Origin of the sequence: Chryseobacterium camelliae, from assembly GCF_030818575.1 — a bacterium.
Taxonomy (GTDB): domain Bacteria; phylum Bacteroidota; class Bacteroidia; order Flavobacteriales; family Weeksellaceae; genus Chryseobacterium; species Chryseobacterium camelliae_A.
In genome coordinates, this window is sequence record NZ_JAUTAL010000001.1 from 867,864 (window position 1) to 888,858 (window position 20,995).

The 20,995-nt window shown below is 42.5% G+C and carries 16 protein-coding genes and 1 pseudogene; 10 read left to right on the forward strand and 7 right to left on the reverse strand.

What is annotated here, in order from left to right; translation table 11 throughout:
• Nucleotides 1-50 precede the first annotated feature (50 nt).
• Complete coding sequence (locus QE404_RS03985; protein WP_307446788.1) at nt 51-2,423, reverse strand: outer membrane beta-barrel family protein; 2,373 nt, start codon at nt 2,421-2,423, stop codon at nt 51-53.
• A gap of 130 nt (nt 2,424-2,553) precedes the next feature.
• Between QE404_RS03985 and QE404_RS03990 the strand changes: the two genes are divergently transcribed.
• The 4 genes from QE404_RS03990 to QE404_RS04005 all read left to right on the forward strand — a co-directional run bounded on the left by QE404_RS03990 (nt 2,554) and on the right by QE404_RS04005 (nt 6,843).
• Nucleotides 2,554-4,017, forward strand: a complete 1,464-nt coding sequence (locus tag QE404_RS03990) for a sensor histidine kinase (protein ID WP_307446790.1) — start codon at nt 2,554-2,556, stop codon at nt 4,015-4,017.
• Nucleotides 4,007-4,696: a response regulator transcription factor gene (locus QE404_RS03995; RefSeq protein WP_307446792.1), complete on the forward strand. Its 690-nt coding sequence runs from the start codon at nt 4,007-4,009 to the stop codon at nt 4,694-4,696. Before QE404_RS03990 ends, QE404_RS03995 begins: the two co-directional genes overlap by 11 nt.
• A 220-nt stretch (nt 4,697-4,916) precedes the next feature.
• A complete protein-coding gene (locus tag QE404_RS04000) occupies nt 4,917-5,228 on the forward strand; it encodes a hypothetical protein (RefSeq protein ID WP_307446795.1) in 312 nt (103 codons plus the stop codon).
• A 544-nt stretch (nt 5,229-5,772) separates the two neighbouring features.
• A complete protein-coding gene (locus tag QE404_RS04005) occupies nt 5,773-6,843 on the forward strand; it encodes a DUF2891 domain-containing protein (protein WP_307446798.1) in 1,071 nt (356 codons plus the stop codon).
• A 57-nt stretch (nt 6,844-6,900) separates the two neighbouring features.
• On the opposite strand, the gene QE404_RS04010 is transcribed toward QE404_RS04005, so the two are convergent.
• The gene (locus tag QE404_RS04010; protein ID WP_307446800.1) at nt 6,901-7,371 is read right to left on the reverse strand and encodes an Mpo1 family 2-hydroxy fatty acid dioxygenase; all 471 of its coding nucleotides are present in this window, start codon (nt 7,369-7,371) and stop codon (nt 6,901-6,903) included.
• A 212-nt stretch (nt 7,372-7,583) separates the two neighbouring features.
• On the opposite strand from QE404_RS04010, the gene QE404_RS04015 reads away from it, so the two are divergent.
• The 4 genes and pseudogenes from QE404_RS04015 (at nt 7,584) to QE404_RS04030 (ending at nt 12,825) form a co-directional block, all read left to right on the forward strand.
• Nucleotides 7,584-8,429: a helix-turn-helix domain-containing protein gene (locus QE404_RS04015; protein ID WP_307446803.1), complete on the forward strand. Its 846-nt coding sequence runs from the start codon at nt 7,584-7,586 to the stop codon at nt 8,427-8,429.
• An 89-nt stretch (nt 8,430-8,518) separates the two neighbouring features.
• Nucleotides 8,519-9,829, forward strand: a complete 1,311-nt coding sequence (locus tag QE404_RS04020) for a TolC family protein (protein WP_307446806.1) — start codon at nt 8,519-8,521, stop codon at nt 9,827-9,829.
• A gap of 16 nt (nt 9,830-9,845) precedes the next feature.
• Nucleotides 9,846-10,972: pseudogene (locus QE404_RS04025) on the forward strand (HlyD family secretion protein).
• A 260-nt stretch (nt 10,973-11,232) separates the two neighbouring features.
• Entirely contained in the window at nt 11,233-12,825 is a 1,593-nt protein-coding gene (locus QE404_RS04030; protein WP_307446813.1) for an MFS transporter, read from the forward strand.
• 718 nt (nt 12,826-13,543) lie between these two features.
• Here QE404_RS04030 and QE404_RS04035 read toward each other — a convergent pair.
• Together QE404_RS04035 and QE404_RS04040 are read right to left on the reverse strand one after the other, a co-directional pair.
• Nucleotides 13,544-14,998, reverse strand: coding sequence for a sigma 54-interacting transcriptional regulator (locus tag QE404_RS04035; protein ID WP_307446816.1), 1,455 nt, complete (start codon nt 14,996-14,998; stop codon nt 13,544-13,546).
• Nucleotides 14,999-15,134: 136 nt separating this feature from the next.
• Complete coding sequence (locus QE404_RS04040; protein ID WP_307446819.1) at nt 15,135-16,277, reverse strand: vWA domain-containing protein; 1,143 nt, start codon at nt 16,275-16,277, stop codon at nt 15,135-15,137.
• A gap of 271 nt (nt 16,278-16,548) precedes the next feature.
• Here QE404_RS04040 and QE404_RS04045 point away from each other — a divergent pair, with 271 nt between their 5' ends.
• Nucleotides 16,549-17,094 carry a hypothetical protein gene (locus QE404_RS04045; RefSeq protein ID WP_307446822.1) on the forward strand — a complete coding sequence of 182 codons (546 nt, stop codon included), beginning with the start codon at nt 16,549-16,551 and terminating at the stop codon, nt 17,092-17,094.
• Nucleotides 17,095-17,223: 129 nt separating this feature from the next.
• Complete coding sequence (locus tag QE404_RS04050) at nt 17,224-17,928, forward strand: class I SAM-dependent methyltransferase (protein WP_307446825.1); 705 nt, start codon at nt 17,224-17,226, stop codon at nt 17,926-17,928.
• Between the two features lie 101 nt (nt 17,929-18,029).
• Here the strand turns inward: QE404_RS04050 and QE404_RS04055 are convergent, their stop codons facing one another.
• Genes QE404_RS04055 through metG form a run of 3 tightly spaced genes read right to left on the reverse strand, consistent with a single transcriptional unit; the run spans nt 18,030 to nt 20,809 of the window.
• On the reverse strand, nt 18,030-18,290 hold the full coding sequence (locus QE404_RS04055; protein WP_307446828.1) for a hypothetical protein: 261 nt from the start codon (nt 18,288-18,290) through the stop codon (nt 18,030-18,032).
• Nucleotides 18,291-18,302: 12 nt separating this feature from the next.
• The gene (locus tag QE404_RS04060; protein WP_307453718.1) at nt 18,303-18,719 is read right to left on the reverse strand and encodes a hypothetical protein; all 417 of its coding nucleotides are present in this window, start codon (nt 18,717-18,719) and stop codon (nt 18,303-18,305) included.
• 53 nt (nt 18,720-18,772) lie between these two features.
• Complete coding sequence (metG, locus tag QE404_RS04065; RefSeq protein WP_307446834.1) at nt 18,773-20,809, reverse strand: methionine--tRNA ligase; 2,037 nt, start codon at nt 20,807-20,809, stop codon at nt 18,773-18,775.
• Nucleotides 20,810-20,995 lie beyond the last annotated feature (186 nt).

The following is a 20,995-nucleotide window of genomic DNA, read 5'->3' on the forward strand; positions in this document are numbered from 1 at the left end:
AGACATCCGGATTTTTATTTTATGTATTAAAAAATCATATGAGAGGAAAATTACTGCATCCTTTTACGTTCCTCTTCGCCTGCCGTCTTTCTGTTTCGGGGAGAAGCGGTAGTGTTTCCAAACCGGTACAGCAGGCTGAGTGTGACGAACCGGCTTTCGCGCTGATAGAAAAAGTGGCTCTGCTGATCTCTAAAGTTGATGCTGACAAAATTATTGTTGGTATTAAAGACATCAGTGGCAGTAAGTTTAAGTGTCCCGGCGTTTTTCAGTACATTCATTTTAATTCCGATATCTATAAAAGAATTGGCACGAACACGATAGATGCCCTGGATGCATGCACTATTGTAAGTTCCGCTGATTTCAGCTTTCAGTCCCGTCTTCTTATCAATCGAAAAAGATTGGTTGATCGATCCGGAAAAGGAAATCATATGGTTGTCATAACTGCCCGATAAGTAATCAGACTTCTCACGCTGGCGGTAAACATCGGCTAAGACATTCACATCCCACCAGTTCGCAGGCTTTACCTGTCCCGATAGACGCATGCCTGCCATGGCACTGAGGCCGAGGTTAGCCTGGGTACCATAATATCTTTTCGTCTCGTTATCCTGAATGTTAATATTGGTAAATACATCGCGGGTAGAGGTGTAATATACCGTAAGGTTATAATTATGCCTGTAGGTATATCCTGCTTCCACACTGTGGACAAATGCAGGCTGCAAAGCCGGATTTCCTGCATAGACACTGTACGGAGAAGAAAAACGTTTGGCTGGATTCAGCCGGTTGTATTCCGGGCGTTCTATGCGGTAGGCATAATTAAGCTGGAACTCATGGTTGTCATGAGGTTTATACTGAATGAAAGCTGTCGGGAACAGTTTAAAATAATTCCTTTCATTCAAAAGGTCCATATTCTGCTCGTATCCTCTGGTACGGGTATATTCACCCCGCAGTCCCCCCTGGAAGCTCCAGGGTCCAACACTGCCCGATGCACTGATATATGCCGAAGCTACATTTTCAAGGTAAGTGAAATGGTTGCGGTTGGCTTCCACTGCTGTCAATGTGCTGCCATCACGGTTGAAATAATCGAAAATACTGATGCTTTTTGTGCTGCTGTATTTGATTCCCGATGTTATTTCAAGCCCTTTCACAGATTTAAAATGATAATCCGCTTTCCCTGACAAAAGGCTGATATCCTGTGAACTTGGGGTGTAAATATTGAAAAAATAGGATGTCTTGCTACCATCGGGCAGCAGGGTGACATTGTCTGTAAAAGACCGGTTGGTATTCCGGAAAGGAGAATAATCGAGATCAATATTTAGGCTGCTTTTTGCAGAATCGAGTTTGAGGTTGTAATTCAGGTTATAAGCATACTGGTCTCCCAGGGTAGTAGCATAGTTATCCGTATTTAAAATAGAATCCAGCTTCATGGCCGGCGAAGTGATCTGGGTAGGGCTGCTGCCCCCGAATTTACCTTTCCGGTTATTTCCAGTCATGAGGAAACCGAGTACCTGATTATCAGAAACCTGGTAATCAACCCCAAGACGGTAATCATGGGTGTTTGAACGGTATACACTACGGCTGGTGCTGTTCCATAAAGAATTCCCGTAATTGACGAAAATATTATGATCCTGGATGGTTTGGCGATGGGTAAATCCGTAATTTCCATAGATATTCCATTTGTTTTTACGGTAACTGAAGGTCGTATTTCCTGTATAGCCGGTGTAAGTGCCCTGATTGATTCCGCCATTCAGGCTCAGGTTAAAGCCCTGCTTCTTTGCTTTTTTAGTAATGATATTGACGACTGAAGCTCCTTCAGCATCGAACCTTGCCGGAGGATTGGAAAAAATCTCCACCTGGGCGACCTGGTCCGAAGGCATTCCCTGTAGATAGGCTGCCAGATCATCTCCCGATAACTGCAACGGCTTTCCGTCAAGGTAAATCCGGACATTCTTTCTGTTGGCTGTTACGTCATTGGCAGACGTGATCTGAATGCCCGGCGCTTTCATGAGGGCTTCCCAGGCACTTCCGCCTGAAGCAATTATACTGTTTTCAACATTAAAGCTTACCCGGTCGATTTTCCTTTCGATCAGAGGCTTTTTTTTGGTCATGGTTACTTCCTCTATGACATGCTCCTTTTTCTGCAAAACAATAACCAGATTTTCTTTTGGAAGCTGTAGAGGTATTTCTACCTGTTGATAGCCAGAAAGTGTAGCAATCAGGGTATAAGTTCCGGGGGCAGGATAAGACATGCTGAAATTTCCAAGATCGGAAAATACTGTGGTTACATTTTTCTGGTCTTTGGATAACGTAATCGTTGCGGCATCCAGCATCCGTCCTTCGGCATCCTGTATGATGCCTGGTTGAACGGTTTGGGCGTACAGAAGTCCTGATAAAAATAGCAGGAGAGATAAAATTGTATTTTTCATAAGGCAAACCTACGGCAGTTCCATGTTAAGGCCCGTTAAGCAGGGTTAAACATCATTAACCAAGGTTAATTAAGGTTAAATCTTCACCGGAAGGCTGTTTATTTTGGCTAATTATCATCAAATTAGCGGTATGAAATGGCTCTCCAACAGATATGCTTATCCTCTTGTTATTTTCGCCATGATCGCCAGTATCGGTCTACAGACTGCCTGGCTGATCCAGCTTTTCCATGCCCAACAGGTACAGGTGAAGAGAGACCTGGACCAGGCCGTAGCCGATGCTGCCCGCATGAGCGAATACCTCAGTGTAGCTCCGGGCCATGAAAACAATGACAATTTCCGGAATTTCTTCCTTTCTCCGGAATGGTTACAGCTGAAGCAGGCCTATGCCAGTATGCTGAATATGGGAGTCAGCAGCCGGTTTGAGACGAAACTGAAAAACGACAGTACACTGATTAATATCAGATTGCTGATTGCCAATAAAAGATCCGGTCCGAAAAAAAGGAAGGTGATTTCTGTTTTTGATGATGGCGAAACCCTCGGATCAGTGATGGCGGCAGATAAAAAAGACATGCGGCGAATGGACAGTCTGGTAGAAGTTGAATGCAGAAAGCAGAATATCAATGAAGACCGGTTTTTCATCCTGTACGATTATAACACAGGCCGGCCTGAATCTGAAAAAGACTTTAAGAGAGCAAAGAATGCAGATTATCAAAGCAGGCAATTAGGGTATAACCTTAATTTTTTTATCCATACCTATCAGCTGGTGGTGCCTTCCATTACTTATACAGTGGTTTACCGGATGCGGTATTACCTGATTTCTTCATTGCTGATGATCCTGCTCACCGGCCTGGTTTTCCGGTTTCTTTTTAAAGTAATGCGCAGCCAGCGGCTGTATACCCAAGCCCGCCTTGCCTTTACCGGAAATATGACGCACGAGCTGAAAACACCAGTTGCTGTCATCGAAGCGGCCCTGGATTCCATTACCCGGTATAAGCTGGCTGAAGACCCTGTCCGGATGGAAAATTATCTGGCCATCAGTAAAAACGAAATTAACCGACTGAACCTGATGATTGATAAAGTATTGAGCCTGGAACAACTGGACAACGGTAAAATCAACCTGCGAACTGAACTGTACGATGTGCAGCAGGGATTAGAAAGTGTAGTATCCTCGATGAGATTACGTAACAGCAATGGTTCGGTACATATTGAATATATCCCGTCTGAAGAACCCTGTTTCGTGAATGGGGATCCCGTTCATCTCACCAATGTTTTTTATAATCTGATGGATAATGCCATTAAATACAGTGGCCCTGAAGTACGCATTCAGGTTTTGTGTACATCGGTGGATGACCAGATTGTGGTAACAATCCAGGATAATGGTCCCGGGATTACAAAGATATATCACGAGCGTATCTTTGAACGGTTTTTCCGGATTCCTGAACATGCTGATATCCATACCGTAAAAGGAACCGGTCTCGGCCTTCATTATGTACAAGAGATTATTGCCATGCATGGTGGAAGCATCAAGGTTTTAGACAGGCCTGAAGGAGGAGCCGCTTTTATTATTTATTTACCCGCTTACCATGAAATATAAAGTATTGTATGCCGAGGATGAAGCTACCCTGGCTGAAATTATCACTGATGGACTAAAAACCAGCGGCTATGATGTGCAATTGGCAACTGACGGACAAAAGGCTCTGGAACTATTCCGGTCCGGAACACCTAATATCTGCGTCCTTGATATCATGATGCCTGTAAAGGATGGCTATACCTTAGCAGAAGATATCCGCAAACTGGATAGTAAAGTCCCGATTATTTTTCTCAGTGCCAAATCTCTGGGTGAGGATGTGGTAAAAGGATTCAGAAGCGGTGGAAACGATTATTTGAAAAAGCCTTTTACTATGGGTGAACTGCTGGTACGTATGGAGGCCCTTCTCACCAGGTTTGGGAGTGCTCCTCCGCAGCACGCTTCGTCTTCCAATACCCGGATATTTGGTGGCTGTGAGCTGAATCTCGTTAGCCAGGAATTGAAAACGCCAAAAGAAAGCTATAAAATTTCCTACAAGGAAACCGCTATTCTTGAAATGCTGCTGGAAAACTGCAATGATTTGCTGCCCCGGCAGGCAGCACTCCTGAAAATCTGGGGTGATGACAGCTATTATAACGCCCGAAGTATGGATGTCTTCATGTCGCACCTGCGGAAAATGCTTAGAGATGATCCGGATGTGGAACTGATGAGTATCAGGGGAGTAGGGTATAAGCTGATTTGCTGATATACATTACCGATATCGCTATTAGACTTTCCAGAATACAGATTTTATGTGATGCACACGGTATCTTGATGCTGGTTCCTGATAAAATTCAGTCATTTCATTAAATCCATGATAAAAATATGAATGATTACCGTTTATATACAGGCTGAAACCTGCCATTTATCAAACACGGAATACAGTTTTCAGTAAATTTTGATACATTAGTTATAATATTTTAGATATGGAAATAAGCGTAACAGTAAAGCAGCTAGGAAGAAAGCACCCGCTTCTCAATGAAGAAAAAATGTCCATTTCCTCTGAAGAAGTACAGCTCTCGGTAGAAAGCCTGATCCGGCTCATTGTCCTGCAGCAGGTAGAGTCGTTCAATGCTAAATCTTTCGAACAGGAAGATCTTGACAGCATCAAGATTTTTGTCCATCATTTGGTGCATTGGAAACAGCAGTGCTTATGGCCTTATCCTGTGAAGGTTCTTCCAGTGGAGGCGGTGGAGGCATTTCATTCTTCGCGACAACAGTTTCAGGGGCACTGTTGACAAAGTCAGCATTTAATGCAACTTTATCTCCGGATTTGCTGCAATGGACAAACATCAGAAAACATATAGGCAGTAGAGATTTTTTCATAATACTGTTTTTACAATATTAAAGAAAAATAAGATAGGATAAGTTAATCTGGCTAAAGTATTCGTCCATTTCCAGTTTACATTAGGTCCACATTTTTGTTAATGCAAAGCTGGCTTTTACCATGCATACTGTAAGCATATAGGCTTTATCAGCGACTCTCTGCTCAGTTTTCCTCCTTTTAATTTGCTTCATGATTATCATACTTTGCGTGAGTTTTATATATTTCCAGGCATGAATTCATGTTGGACAGGGAATTGATGTAATCATAAGCCTTTCTTACATGGCCTATCGTTATTTTTTTCACGCAAATTATTTTCTGCTGAATACTGATATTCCTAAAAGAGATTTTAGCAGTATATGTTGAAAATCTTTTGATCCTTGATCAATTTAAAAGGTTTTTACCCAGAACCACTGTCAAGGAATACAATCAACCATATATTTTTCTATTTTTATCCTATGAAAAACAGTCTTTTAATCCTTTTGGGAATCCCGTTTTCAGTCTGTGCACAGGAAACGCAGAAACTTACAGATGAAATGGCGATGAAACTGGCTGAAAAGCCTGTGCATTGCATCAATCAGGAATATCCTAATAAAACGGCCCATATCATCAACAATTCAGCTGAGGTTTCGCTGAGCCCGAGGGACCTGCATCCCGCTTTTTATGGATGTTTCGACTGGCATAGCTCTGTACACGGCCACTGGATGCTGGTCCGGCTGCTGAAAACAAAACCTAATCTGAAAGCGGCCAAAGAAATTGAGGCCATTCTCGACCGTTCCCTGACCAAAGAAAACCTTCAGGCAGAGGCAGATTATTTCACTAAATATCAGCTTACCACCACTTTTGAACGAACTTACGGCTGGGCTTGGCTCCTTAAACTGGATGAAGAACTCACCACCTGGAACCATCCCAAGGCTAAACTATGGCACCAGAACCTTAAGCCTTTGACGGATAAAATCCTGGACTCGTGGAAAACGTTCCTGCCTAAGCAGACCTATCCGAACCGGACCGGCGTTCATCCCAACACAGCATTTGCCATGGCTTTTGCCATTGACTGGGCCAGAGCCAATCGTGACAAAGCTTTTGAAACCCAGCTTATGGAAAAGGCGAAATATTTTTACCTGAAAGATGAAAAAACACCGGCTTATCTGGAACCCGATGGCTCAGATTTCTTTTCCCCGAGCCTGGAAATCGCAGACCTGATGCGAAGGGTGCTTCCTCAGAAAGAATTTGTATTGTGGCTGAATAAATTTTATGAAAAACGCAGCCTGGAGAATATTGAAAAGATTCCTGTAGTGAGCGACCTGAGCGATTACCAGACGGTTCACCTGGTAGGACTGTCGTTTTCCAAAGCCTGGTGCATGAAAGGCATTGCTAAATCACTTCCTGCAGGCCATCCGCTGAAAAAGCAATTCAATGCCATAGCCGGCACATTTTTGTCCAATGGCTTACCGTTGCTGTTTCAGGGGAATTACGGCGGCGACCACTGGCTTGCCAGTTTTGCGGTTTATGCGCTGGAAGAAGAGTAAATGATTACATAAATACTATGGATTGGATTTCAGGATGGAAATCGGCGGTAGATTACATCAGTATCTGATGCCCGCTTTTTTCAGGATAAAGCTCAGCAGCCAGATGGGCCCAACAAGCAAAAACTGGAGGTCTTTAAGGAAGGATGGTTTTTTACCTTCTATTTTATGGCCTACAAACTGGAATATCCACGTCAAAATAAATACGGAAAGGTAGACTAGCCATGGCCTTTCCGAACGGGTATTCACCCCGAATGCAAAACTTTCCATCAAGACCATCAACAGCAGCATGATGCTGCCGATCAGAAAAGACAGCCGCATATAGAATAGGGTGACCAGAGCCATGGCCACAAGACTTACATAACTGATGCATCCGATATAGATGAAGCATATGGACTTGGATGGAATCAGCGAAATGAAGCCCAGGATAGTCCAGAATATCAGGGGCACACAGATCCAGTGGATCAGTTTGTTGGTTGCATTTCTGTGGCTTTCCGCATATTCAGCAAAAAGCAGGTCAATTTTTCTCATATCGGTCATTTGGAAAACACTAAAATAATAAAATTTTATAATTGAATTAAATGATCTATGCTGAAAACTCAGGATTACTCAAAAAAGAAAGTAAATAGTAATAATCCATACGAATTCCAATAAAAATAATCGTCTTTAACTCCAGACCACAACTGCTGAAAAATAGGGAGACAATCAATCATCACCTCCTTTGAATTCCTTACATTTGCGGTATGTCTGTCCTGGAAAAATTCGGCGTTGAAATTTTCACACAACACAATATTTTCGAGCGTATTGCGCTTGATAAACCTTTCCGTACCGATAATCCGGCCTTCATTTTTATCAAGACCGGAACCATTAAGATGAAACAGCATTTCAGGGACCTGGAGCTTTCCGCCAATATGTTTATGGTAACAGATCCGCAAACGGTCTATGAAATGATTTCCGTGAGCGATGATTTCCAGTCCAGGATGGTATCGTACAAGCGGGAATTCATTTCAGCATTGTCATTAAAATTTAACAGGCTGATTACCTACCGGTATTTCCGGCAGCAGATGAATATCGGTGTTCCGTTTCAGGCTGATGAAATGGAAGTGGTGTGGAAAAGCGTCAATTTTTTGAAATACATTCTGGATTCGGAGACAGACATGATTTATAAGAAAGAGATTGTAGAGCACCTTTTTTCCGTGTTTTGCTACCAGATGGCAGGAATTATCTCCAAAGAAGACAGCAATGCAATGAATCAGATGACCAGGCAGGAGGAGATTGTTTTTACCTTCCTGAATGACCTGGCTAAATACCATCATACGGAGCGCAGTGTGGAATTCTATTCAGAACGGCAGTCGATTACAACCAGACATCTGTCGGCAGTTGTAAAAGAAGTGACGGGGAAGTCTGCGAGCCAGGTCATCGCACTTGTCGTCCTCAATGAAGCTAAAGTCTTATTAAACTCCTCCAAAAAGCCGGTTTCAGAAATTTCTTCTGTCCTTGGATTCAGCGATCCTTATTCTTTTTCACATTTTTTCAAGAAACATTTAGGCGAAAGTCCTTCACAATACAGAAATCAGTTCGAAAGCTGAAATCTTACATTTGAACATCTTTTTCCAAACTTCAAACATTTGTTTGACTTTCTTTGTGCCCTAACTTTGCAACCGTAAAACAAGGTACAATGGTAAAGAATATAAAAACAGCACTGTCAATTGTGGCAGCGGTCTTTCCTGCGCTGTTTTTTTCACAGCATATCAGGCAGATGACCGCAGAAGAGGTGGCGCAGCTCGCGGTGCAAAATCACCAGCAGCTGAAAGTCGCAGCACAAAATATTGGTATAGCCAGGCAGAACACCCAGGTAGTAAAACTCCAGAAACTACCAACGATAACTGCCTCTACGAGCCAGTTCTATCTGGGGAATGCAGTGGTTATCGACAAGGATTTTTCAAATACAACAACGGTACAGATGCCCCATTACGGGAGTTCATATGCGGTTCAGGCTACCCAGCTGATCTTCAAAGGCGGATTGGTAAACAAATCAATTGAGCTGGCCGGACTGCGTGAACAGCTTTCTGAGCTTGATTTAGAGAAAAATAAGCAGGATGTGAAATTTCTGGTTATTTCCAATTATCTGGATGTCTACAAGATTGTCAATCAATACGAAGTTTTTCGGAACAACAAAAAACTGGCTCAGGAACGCCTGAAAAACATTCAGAAGTTCTATGAGCAGGGCATGGTGACCCGGAATGAGGTGATCCGTGGAGAACTGGCGATCAAAAATCTGGATCAGGGCATCCTCTCTTTGGTAAATAACCGTAAAATATTAAACTATAATCTCAATATAGCCCTGGGATTACCGGAAGATACCGAAATTGTTCCGGTAGAAAATCTGGAAAATAAAGAAGCGGGAATCGGAATGGACTATTACCTGAACCTTGCCCACGACAGTAATCCGGTTATGAAATCAGCGAAGACCAACATTGATGTCGCCGATAAGAATATCGACATTATTAAAACAGACAAGATACCGACAATAGCCGGATTTGGAGGCTATTCCCTGCAAAAGCCCATCACCACAAGGAATCCTGTCCTGGACATGTATTCCGGAGGATGGCAAACCGGGGTTTCCCTGACTTATAATATCGATAACCTGTACAAAACGAAGGAAAGGGTAAAATTAGGGGAACTCCAGAAAAATCAGGCTTACGATGCCATGACACTTACCCAACAGAATATTGATATGGCGGTGAATGCAGCTTATGTGAAATATCAAGAATCAATCCAGCAGGCAGAAATACTGAACGATGCTAAGAAACTGGCTGAAGAAAACTACAAGATTACGGAAGCCAAATACCTGAACCAGCTTGCTGTGCAGGCAGAAATGATTGATGCCCAGAACCAGAAGCTCCAGTCCGAACTTGATTTTGCCAATGCGGAAATCAACGTTTTATATCAATACTACAACCTTCTGAAAACAACCGGAACACTTTAATTCAACAAGGAAAACAATGGAAAATAAGGAACATAATACGACCACCGCTCAGCCAACTCCTGCTTCATCAGGCACGGCAGCGAAGAAAAAAGAAACTAAGAAAAATAAGATCAGGGCCATTATTTCAAACATCGTGGTATTCCTGGTGATTGGATTCGGCCTGTTCTGGCTGGTAAGGGAATATTTTCACATAGGTGACAAAACATATACGGAAGCCGCGCAGGTGGAGGAATTTATCAACCCGATCAATACCAGGGTTTCTGCCTATATTAAAGAGATTAAATTCATAGAGCATCAGCGCGGGTGAAGAAAGGGGATACCCTTGTGATTTTAGATGACCGTGAAATCCTGACTCAGCTCGGGCAGGCGGAAGCCGCTTATCAGAATGCACTGGCGCAGCGTAATGCGACCAGCTCATCCGTCAACACCGTTTCTAATAACGTTAACGTAATGGAATCCAATATTGCCGGTGCCAAAGCCCGCTTATGGAATGCCGAACAGAACCTGAACCGTTATAAAAATCTGCTGGCCTCCGAAGCAGTAACCAGACAGCAATACGATCAGGTAAAAACGGAATATGATGCACAGAAAGCAGCTTATGAAACGTTGCTGAACCAGAGGCAATCCGCCCATCTTTCTACAACGGAAGTAAAAAGTAAGTTCGGAATTATCGATGCGGAGATCAAACGGACCAAATCTGCATTGGATATGGCAAAAATAAATTTATCGTACACCGTGATTACGGCTCCTTACGATGGAGTGATGGGAAGAAGGACGATTTCCGAGGGCCAGCTGATCCAGCCCGGGCAACAGGTAGCCACAATCGTTTTAAACGGACAGAAATGGGTAACGGCCAATTTCCTGGAAAGTCAGATGCCGGATGTGAAAATCGGTGAAAAGATGATGATGACTGCTGACGCTTTAGGCGGAAAGTCTTTTGAAGGCGTAGTAACCGCCATTTCAGCGGCAACCGGGTCTCGGTATTCCAGCGTGCCGACAGATAATTCCACCGGAAACTTCATCAAAGTACAGCAGCGTATCCCGGTAAGGATTGAATTTACTTCCTCCAACAAAAAAGAAGATATTGCAAGGCTGAGCGCAGGGATGAATATGAATGTGAATATCAATAAGGGCCAGAAATGATTTTTTAGATATTAGATTTCAGATGTCAGATAAGTGAGATGAATCTCATATGTACAAATACATCTGATTATCTGCGATAAAGCTGGACATAAACCAGAATTTAAAAATGTTATCGTCTGAAATATGAAATCTGATATCTAACATCAAATTAATATTGAAAAAATAGAAAATCACCAGTTAATAAAAAACAGAATTTTTAAAATCTGACAATCAGATGTCTGGTATCTGAAATCTGATATCTTACCTCTAAAAACTAAACAATGTACAACAAAGGACTTTACCAAGACTGGGTACCGAAACCCATACAGCTCCTGCTGATCGTTTTGCTGCTTGCTGTAGTGATGCCAATCGGGGGTGTGTACACCGGGAACATCAGTTACCTGGTCAGCGGAACCGGTTCCATGACAGAATATTTCATGTGGGCCAACTACGCTTCCACGATTGGGATGGGAGCCTGCATGCCGATCGTCCTCAGAATGAAGATGAGGTTCAAGGTACGGGATAAAATGACGTTGCTCCTGGTGATGTTGGGATTGCTGAGTTACATCAATTCCACAACCTACGAACCGATGATTTTTGTATTCAGCTCATTAATCATCGGATTCTTTAAAATGATGGTTACGATAGAACTGTTCCTTCCCCTGATGGCTATGATGGGCAATCGCGGGATGTTTTACGGTGCTTTTTATACTTTTGTACTGGTACTCAACCAAATATCAGCCTATTATGCCGTAGATATTTCTATCAGGTATAACTGGCAGCAGTTCTATATTATTGTTGCAGTAGGATGTTTTGCATTAGCGTTGGTGCACTGGCTTTTAATGCACGATAAATATTTTGCCCTGAAAGTTCCTCTGCATTACATCGACTGGCTCAGCACGTTGCTTTTCGTGTCCACATTTATGTTTTCGGCGTATGTGTTCTCCTTCGGCAAACAGCAGGACTGGCTTCATTCAAAGAAAATTGTGGACGCCAGCATAGCTGCCTTTGTAAGTTTTGCCCTGCTCGTAATCCGCCAGCTGACTTTAAAACGGCCGTACCTGTCATTTAAAATATTTTCCAAAAACAATGTATTGCATGGATTGTTCATGCTGTTCTGCCTCGGGATGTTCCTGGGAACGACTTCCATCCAGAATACTTTTGCTGTAGGCGTATTGGGATATGACCAGCTGACTAACGCACGCCTTAATCTCCTGATGATTCCTGGGCTTATTTTGGCCGGGGTAACCGCCATATTCTGGTTCAAAAAAGAAATTCCCTTGAAAATGTTCATTTTTTCTGGTTTTTCGGCCATGATGGGGTACTCCATCATCATGTACTTTTCCATGGTTTTGGAATTCAACTATGATTACTGGTACCTGCCGATGTTCCTGAAAGGCTACGGAATGTGTTCATTGTTCATCTCTGTTTGGTTTTATACCCTGGACAAGCTGGAAATGGATGAGATGCTGGCTGCGATCGGATTGGTGCTGGTTTGGAGAACGTTTCTGGCAGTAGGAATATTCTCGGCGTTGTATTCATGGTTCCAGTATCGCTTTCAGGTGATTGCGGTGGGAGATCTTGCGGTTTATCTGGACGGGATGACGATCACGCCTCAGAATGTCGCCGGAAATATGAAAACTGTCCAGCTCAATGCCATCATTATTGCGGGTAAAAAACTGTTCGGATACATTATCCTGGCCGGTTGCGGTGTATTGATCTATGTATTTACCCACCATTTCGGTAAAGAGCGGTTTGAATACTTGCGCTTCATCAGGGTACTGACCGGAAAGTCAGTGATTGCCAGGAGAAGGCTCCGCGAAAGGAAAAAATTAATTGAAGAAATAAGAGACGCTGCAGGTCCTGCCGTCTGAAGAAACCTTGTTTTCCAGCAAAGCCCTGTTCTTATGATAAGAGTGGGGCTTTGCGTTGGTAATGGGGTTTGGTTTGGAGCTTTTTCCCGCTATCCACTGTATCTTTTTTATTACGGCCTCCGCTTTGCTCCGGCCGCAACAAAAAAGGATGCCGTTCCTATCGGGGCTAGGGTATACTCCTTTTTTGAATTATAAGTCATCTTAAGTATATTTCCAAAATACTAAATGCAATAAAATTGACTGTTAAGGATTCGCTTTTCGGAGCAAAATTCAATTATAAGATCACCCCGTCAAAAAATTCTTCGAATTTTCGCCACCTTTGCGAGGGGAGGGGAATTATATAATGCTCTATACTATTATTAATTGTATATCTGCAAAAAAAATCCTCTCTCTTGGAGGGGTGGATCCGGCCGCAGGCAGGAGACGGAGTGGCTATTCTAGTATTACCGTTTTATCATCAACGATGTTGATGCAGAGAATAATATGATTCTGATAATGAAAAAGCTGGAAGATTTTATTATTCGAAATTACGCAGGTTAAATTTTCTGGCTTTGAAGAGTTAATAGACGTCTGACTGGAGACAAAGTGGCTGTCAGGTACAACAATAATCATAATAATAAACCTTATAGGTTTTTAAAACCTATAAGGTTTAATGACAGTCAAAAAAATATCCCCCGAAATATTCAGGGGACAGAATTTATAAGTTAAGCCAAAAATTTTAATTCCTGTAATACGGGTTGATTTCCGCAGAATCAAAAGTAAAGGCATTGCTGTTTTCAGATTTATCCAGCTTTTTACTGATCGTCAGTGCCCATAAAACGAGCTCTTTGCAGAAATTCTGGTCTTCCGGGCTTAGGTCTGGAACGTTTTCTTCCACTACGGTTGATAATGGAGCAATGCTGTCCAGCTTGCGGTAAAATTCTTCGTCCGTATCATTATAATGCAGTTCCAGCTGGTTTTTATTGAACCATTTGATCAGATCGGTGTAAGGTGTTTTGATGCTCTCTTTCTCCAGCTTGGAAATGCGTGGGAAAAGGCTTTCAAATTGAGTCATCACCGCTTTGTCAATCAGGATCTTGGCAACGTAATCGGCGCCTTCCTGTTCACCTTCGTAGACCAGTTCTATTTTTCCGGTAATGGAAGGGACAATAGATAAAAAGTCAAGCAGGCGGACAGTGGTGCGTTCGGCCCCGGATTCAATCAGGCGGAGCCTGGCGGCGGCCATCAGGTTTTCCATGGCACTGATGCTGAGACGGGCACTTACCCCGCTTTTAGCATCCACATATTCACTGTCGCGGGCGGCAAAAGATACTTCCTCCAGGAGGTCTTTTGCAAGGTCCGGAATATGGATTTTAGACTGGTCCTCGGCAGGAACCTGTGCTTCCTGCTCTGTGATCTGACGCGCCAGGGAAATAGTCTGTGGATAGTGCGTGAAAATCTGGGAACCGATCCTGTCTTTCAGTGGTGTAACGATGCTGCCCCGGTTGGTATAATCTTCCGGATTGGCTGTAAACACAAACTGGATGTCCAATGGCATCCTTAACTGGAATCCGCGGATCTGGATATCCCCCTCCTGAAGGATGTTGAACAAGGAAACCTGGATCCTGGCTTGTAAATCCGGCAGTTCATTCAGCACGAATATGCAGCGGTTAGCACGCGGGATCATGCCGTAATGCAGTACACGTTCGTCGGAATACGGAAGTTTCAGTGTTGCAGCTTTAATCGGATCGATATCTCCGATCAGGTCGGCCACATTCACATCCGGTGTAGCAAGTTTTTCAAAAAACCTGTCTGAGCGGTGTACCCATGCAATTGGAGTTTCATCACCCATTTCGGCAATGAGGTCCCTGGCATATTTAGAAATAGGCTGGAACGGGCTGTCGTTGATTTCAGAGCCTTTTACAATCGGCATATATTCATCGAGGAGATGTACCATGCTTCTTGCAATCCTGGTTTTGGCCTGTCCGCGCAATCCGAGAAGGTTAATATGATGGCCTGCAAGCAATGCTTTCTTCAATTGCGGAACTACGGTATCTTCATAGCCCCAAAGTCCCTCAAATACAGGTTCCTTTGCTCTGATCTTTGCTATCAGGTTCTCCTGGATTTCTTCGTTAATGGTTTTGTGGGTATATCCTGAGTTTTTTAATTCTTTAAATGTCGTATCGTTTTTCATTGTATTTTGAGCAGTAATCATTTAATAATATAGTACATTGTTAATTATCCTAAAATTTATATGGATATCAGATTTCAAATCTAACACCTCAAGTCTGAAGTCTGGTATCTTGCATCAGATATCTGAAATCTATCCATCATATCCTTCTCTTCCTGTTCTTTTCATAATCCTCAAAAATCATCTGCCCCAATCCGGAAAGTCCCGTCAGGAATGCTTTCCCCTGGTTCTGTTCCGTAAATTCTTCCACAAATTTCCTGAGGTAAGGATCCTGGGCGATCATAAAGGTGGTGATCGGTATTTTAAGTTTCCGGGCCTGCGCAGCTCTGTTGAGGCATTGCGACACGATCATCTGGTCGAGCCCGACGCTGTTCATATAAAATTCCCCGGTTGGTAGCTGGATGCAGCTGGGCTTTCCATCGGTGATCATGAAGATCTGTTTATTGGTATTCCTTTTCCTGCGGAGGATGTCCATCGCCAGTTCCAGTCCGGCCACCGTATTGGTATGATAAGGCCCGACTTTCAGGTAGGGAAGGTCCTTGATCTTGATCGGCCATGCTTCATTTCCAAAAACAATAATATCAATCGAATCTTTCGGATATTTGCGGTGGATCAGTTCTACAAGGGCCATGGCTACTTTTTTGGCAGGAGTAATCCGGTCTTCGCCATATAAGATCATGGAGTGGCTGATATCAATCATCAGTACCGTGCTCATCTGGGCTTTATGGCGCGTTTCTTCTACGATGAGGTCATCTTCCGTCAGCTGAAGGTCACCAATGCCGTTATTGACCTGGGCATTTTTAAGACTTTCTGTCATGTTGACCAGTGACAGGTCATCGCCGTACTGGAATGACCGGTGGTCGCCATCCTTTTCATCACCAATACCTGTTTTGGAAGTACGGTGGTTGCCGATCCCGCTTTTTTTCAGCTTTCCGAATATTTGATCCAGGGCATATTCACGCAGTGCGGATTCCAGTTTGGGAGTCAGGACATTCTTTCCTCTTCCCGTTCCGGTATTTCCGTCCTCTTCATCAATTTCTTCCCGTATGTAGCCTCGCTTCCTAAGGTCTTCCTCAAAATCTTCCAGGGTGTATTCATCCGTGAAGATATCATACTCCTGATCCAGCATATCAAGCCATTCAAAGGCCTCCTCAATATCTCCGGAAGTATGTGTCAGCAGATCTTTGAATACATCAAAAACCCGGTCGAAATGAGACATTTCTTCCGGTATATGTTTACTGAAGATGTATCCTTTCTGAAAATTAAACTCTTTATTATTCATTCAATCAATCTTCTTTTGAACAATACAAGTTAGGGAATATTATGATAAGTTTTGTGGTCTGAAAGATAGAATTTGGTTATGATGGTGATGGGAACGAAAAATCTATATTGAACATCCTGTACATACGCCCTCCATCAAATATCATTATTTTGTTCATTATCACTGAACATAATTTTCTGAATACCTCCGGAGCGTGACGTGTAAAAATGCTTGTAATGATAACAACCAAAATTTCTATTTGCTATATTTGTATCAACCAGATCTGATTATAATGAAAAAAACAGTATTGCTTACCTTATCCGTTTTAACATTGAATTCCTGTGTCGTATCTACAGCCGCTAAAGCGGTAAAAGGAGCGGTCAACCTGAGTTACAAGGCCGTTAAAGGCACTGTTAACGGAATCAGTTGGGCCGTTCGCAAAGCCAATGGGAAAATTGACGGAGACCGTATCGACGGAACCTGGAGAGTGGTAGGCGTTTATCATGGCTCTTTTGAAGACTTTACCAAAGACCAGAATCCAGAAAGTTCGTTTACTTCAGAATGTACGGACGCTTATGATCAGATAATTTTCAAAGCCAAAAGATCCAAATTTCAGCCGGTTCACTGCAGCTCGGAAAAAGAAGACTGGGTAAAATATTCTTTTGAATTCGGTAAAAATCCTGTAACTAAAGAGAAAGAGAATTATATAGAATACAATTCTGATAATTATATTTCGGTGATTGATGTCACTAATAAAACCATGGTCCTTGAGGGGAATCTGATGCCGAAATTGGCCTTTTCCGGGGCTAAACTGTATCTGCTTGAAAAAGTAAAATAGAGAAAGTTTTAAAGACGGGAATCTTTGCTCCAACTTATGTATGATAGAAGTACTTTCTAACCGGAGAAAAGTATGGGTATTCGTTTTTCCTGTTTAAAGCCTTATCTTTGCATTCATTAAAATTGCATCATGAAAGACCTGATGGGCCAAGCCATCCACGACTATTATCATAACAACAATCCTGAAGATTTACAGACCGAAACATCCATTTCGGAACTTGATGAAATGCCGGTAGCGTATCTGTTCCGGGAATTTGAGGAAATGAATATCCTTGAACAGAAAGCACTTGACCTATCCAAGGGAAAAGTTCTGGATATCGGTGCTGGTGCCGGTTCACATTCCCTGTACCTTCAGGATAAAAAAGGTCTTGCCGTAACGGCACTCGATATTTCACCTAAATCCATCGAGATCTGTAAATCAAGAGGCGTTCGGCAGGCAGTCTGCGGAAATATGCTGCAGTTCCCGGAAGAAGAATTTGATACTATTATATTGCTGATGAACGGTACCGGGATTTTCCAGAGCCTCCAGGTAATTGATATTTACCTCAAAAAGCTCTATGCGCTTCTGGCTAAAAACGGACAGATCCTGATCGACAGTACGGATATTATTTATATGTTTGATGAAGATGAAGACGGTGGGGTCTACATCCCGGCAGAAGGCTATTACGGCGAACTGGATTACATCGTACATTATAAAGGGCAATCGGAAGACCCGATTAAATGGCTTTACCTTGATTTCAATACCCTGAAAAATGCTGCAGAACACAACGGCTTCAGGATTGAAAAAGTTTTGCAGCAAGACGATTCTTATCTTGCAAGGCTGACAAAGAAGTAACGTACAAAAAGTAAATTAGATGTGCTGACTCATACTTATCAAGACATTTAAAAGTTTTTATAGTATATTTAATAAAACCGGGATCCCGTAATTGTACATCATTATGATTCCGCAAATAGTTCATGATAATTACGGATCAGACTGTTGATGATATTGTACGAAAAGAAATTGTGATCATTCACTGCAATCAGGTAAAGCATAATACATGAGATGATGATTGGTAATAGATAAGAAGCCGTCCGGTAAGGAAGCTTTTTAGGAATGAATACCACCCATAAGATCATCAGGATAATTGCGCCGGCTGCTGAAACAAAAAACTCCGGACTCTTTTTAAATAATAATTTCCCTTGAATGCCGCTCATACAGGATAGGGACTACAATATTCTGCAGCTTAATAAAAGCAAAGCCCATGATGAAGGTAAAAATGGCCGGAACGTATTTTTAAGCCTGATGAGATTCATACCCAGTAAGACAGCGCCGGGAACAGTGCCGAGGAAAAAACCTAAGATCATGATCAGTTCTCTCGGATAGAGCGGTACGGCATCCGGATCATCTGTGATATAGTCTTTCCATACTTCCTTTTCTGCATCCAGACTGACTGATTCTGATTCCGTCTTCTCCCTGATCATCCGTTGAACCGACTTCTTTTCCTCTTCACTGAAAATTCTTCCTCTTCTTTCCAGGATTTCAAAAGCCATCTTAACTGCTTCCGGTGTAAACCTGTTGCCTTCCTTCAGGTAGCACTCAAGTTCGGAGTCTGTACGTTTTCCTAAAACTTTTCTCTGTACCATACCGATAAAAAAATGGGCAAAAATGCCCATTTCAAAATATTGCGATAAAAAAATTATCCGATTTCAATACCATTTTCTACAGTGCTGTCGTCCGGTGTTACGAAAGACAGTTTTCCATCCGGTTTGGTCGTTAGCAATAACATTCCCTGTGATTCTATACCTCTGATTTTTCTTGGAGCGAGGTTCAATAAGATCATTACCTGCTTTCCAATTATTTCTTCCGGTGTAAAGCTCTCTGCAATCCCAGAAACTACGGTTCTTACATCCACTCCGGTATCCACTTTCAGTTTCAGCAGCTTGTCTGCTTTCTCTACTTTTTCGGCTTCCAGAATGGTTGCAGTTCTCAGATCGATTTTCGTAAAATCATCAAAAGTGATTTCTTCTTTCATAGGATTGGCGTTAGGGTTTGTTTTTTTGTTGCTTTGTTTGGTATCTTCGAGCTTTTGGATCTGGGCTTCGATAACGTCGTCTTCAATTTTGGAGAACAAAAGAGAAGCTTCGTTAATCTGATGTCCGGTTTCAATTAAGACCTGCTTTGTTTCAACATCATTCCAGTTTATTTTTCCGACATTGAACATATTGAGAAGCTTATCGGAACTGAAAGGCATAAAAGGCTCACACAGCTGGGCCAAAGCTACAGCGATCTGGGCACCCACAAATAAGGAATGCGCAGCTTTTTCAGGATTGTCCTTAATGGTTTTCCATGGCTCTTCGGTCTGAAGGTACTGGTTTCCGAATCGGGCAAGGTTCATCAGCGCAGACAATGCATTTCTGAACTCATAGCGGTTCAGGAATTCTGAAATTTCTCTGGCTGATTTGTTGATTTCCTGAAGTTCAGGGGCATTAGCATCACCCTGTGGAATGACGCCATCATAATATTTATGCATCAAAACAGCAACACGGTTGATAAAATTCCCGAAAATTCCTACCAGCTCAGAATTATTCTTTGTCTGGAAATCTTTCCATGTAAAATTATTGTCCTTGGTTTCCGGAGCGGAAGACAGAAGTGCATATCTCAGCACATCCTGCTGTCCCGGGAAATCTTCTACATATTCATGTGCCCACACCGCCCAGTTTCTGGAGGTGGAGATCTTGTCGTTCTCAAGGTTGAGGAATTCGAATGCCGGAACATTGTCTGGCATGATAAAATCGCCATGGGCTTTCATCATTGACGGAAAAATAATGCAGTGGAACACAATATTATCTTTTCCGATAAAGTGAACCAGGTCGCTCTCTTCGCTTTGCCAGTAGTCTTTCCAGTCTTTTCCGTTTTTCTCTGCCCATTCTTTGGTAAATGAGATATACCCGATCGGGGCATCAAACCATACATAAAGCACTTTACCTTCTGCACCCGGTAAAGGAACCGGAACACCCCAGTTAAGGTCACGGGTCATCGCCCTTGGTTTCAGCCCGTCATTCAACCAGGATTTCACCTGTCCGTACACATTAGGTTTCCAGTCGTCTTTATGGCCTTCGATGATCCATTCGTTTAAGAAGCTTTCATATTCATTCAGTGGCAGGTACCAGTTTTTGGTTTCTTTAAGGACGGGTACATTTCCGCTGAGCATGGATTTCGGATTGATCAGCTCAGAAGGGGACAGGGTAGAACCACACTTTTCACATTGATCGCCATAGGCATTTTCATTGCCGCAATTTGGGCAGGTTCCTACAATATAGCGGTCGGCCAGAAATTCACCGGCCTGCTCATCAAAGTATTGTTCAGAAACTTCTTCGGTGAATTTTCCTTTTTCATATAATACTTTAAAAAATTCCTGGCTGGTTTCGTAGTGTTTCTGAGATGTGGTCCTGGAATATTCGTCAAATGAAATTCCTAAATCTGAAAAAGATTTCTTAATGATTTCATGATACTTGTCCACAATATCCTGAGGTGTTACCCCTTCTTTTTTAGCCCTGATGGTAATAGGAATCCCATGTTCATCTGAACCGCATATAAAGGCAACTTCTTTTCCTGATCTTCTCTGAAATCTAGCGTAAACATCCGCCGGGATATAAACCCCTGCCAGATGTCCTATATGAACCGGCCCGTTGGCATAAGGCAACGCCGCCGTAATCATTTTTCTGTTCGACATTTTATCGTTTAGTTTTATAGGGCAAAGATAAGGAATATCCGTGGAAAATTTATGGACGGTTTTTTGGCATCCATAAGCTGGAATGTTAACGGAATGTTACCAAATAGTTAAACAGTTGTTTAACTATTTGATGGAATAAACCATATGTTATGCTAAGCATATTTAAATTTATCATTTTGACAATCA

Bases quoted from the DNA above. Each gene is read 5' to 3' on its own strand.
- QE404_RS04040 (WP_307446819.1), bottom strand. From the start codon at position 16,277: ATGAATAATAAAGAGTTTAATTTTCAGAAAGGATACATCTTCAGTAAA.
- metG (WP_307446834.1), bottom strand. From the start codon at position 20,809: ATGTCGAACAGAAAAATGATTACGGCGGCGTTGCCTTATGCCAACGGG.
- QE404_RS04060 (WP_307453718.1), bottom strand. From the start codon at position 18,719: ATGGTACAGAGAAAAGTTTTAGGAAAACGTACAGACTCCGAACTTGAG.
- QE404_RS04045 (WP_307446822.1), top strand. From the start codon at position 16,549: ATGAAAAAAACAGTATTGCTTACCTTATCCGTTTTAACATTGAATTCC.
- QE404_RS04055 (WP_307446828.1), bottom strand. From the start codon at position 18,290: ATGAGCGGCATTCAAGGGAAATTATTATTTAAAAAGAGTCCGGAGTTT.
- QE404_RS04005 (WP_307446798.1), top strand. From the start codon at position 5,773: ATGAAAAACAGTCTTTTAATCCTTTTGGGAATCCCGTTTTCAGTCTGT.
- QE404_RS04050 (WP_307446825.1), top strand. From the start codon at position 17,224: ATGAAAGACCTGATGGGCCAAGCCATCCACGACTATTATCATAACAAC.
- QE404_RS04000 (WP_307446795.1), top strand. From the start codon at position 4,917: ATGGAAATAAGCGTAACAGTAAAGCAGCTAGGAAGAAAGCACCCGCTT.
- QE404_RS04010 (WP_307446800.1), bottom strand. From the start codon at position 7,371: ATGAGAAAAATTGACCTGCTTTTTGCTGAATATGCGGAAAGCCACAGA.
- QE404_RS04030 (WP_307446813.1), top strand. From the start codon at position 11,233: ATGTACAACAAAGGACTTTACCAAGACTGGGTACCGAAACCCATACAG.
- QE404_RS04020 (WP_307446806.1), top strand. From the start codon at position 8,519: ATGGTAAAGAATATAAAAACAGCACTGTCAATTGTGGCAGCGGTCTTT.
- QE404_RS04015 (WP_307446803.1), top strand. From the start codon at position 7,584: ATGTCTGTCCTGGAAAAATTCGGCGTTGAAATTTTCACACAACACAAT.
- QE404_RS03985 (WP_307446788.1), bottom strand. From the start codon at position 2,423: ATGAAAAATACAATTTTATCTCTCCTGCTATTTTTATCAGGACTTCTG.
- QE404_RS04035 (WP_307446816.1), bottom strand. From the start codon at position 14,998: ATGAAAAACGATACGACATTTAAAGAATTAAAAAACTCAGGATATACC.
- QE404_RS03995 (WP_307446792.1), top strand. From the start codon at position 4,007: ATGAAATATAAAGTATTGTATGCCGAGGATGAAGCTACCCTGGCTGAA.
- QE404_RS03990 (WP_307446790.1), top strand. From the start codon at position 2,554: ATGAAATGGCTCTCCAACAGATATGCTTATCCTCTTGTTATTTTCGCC.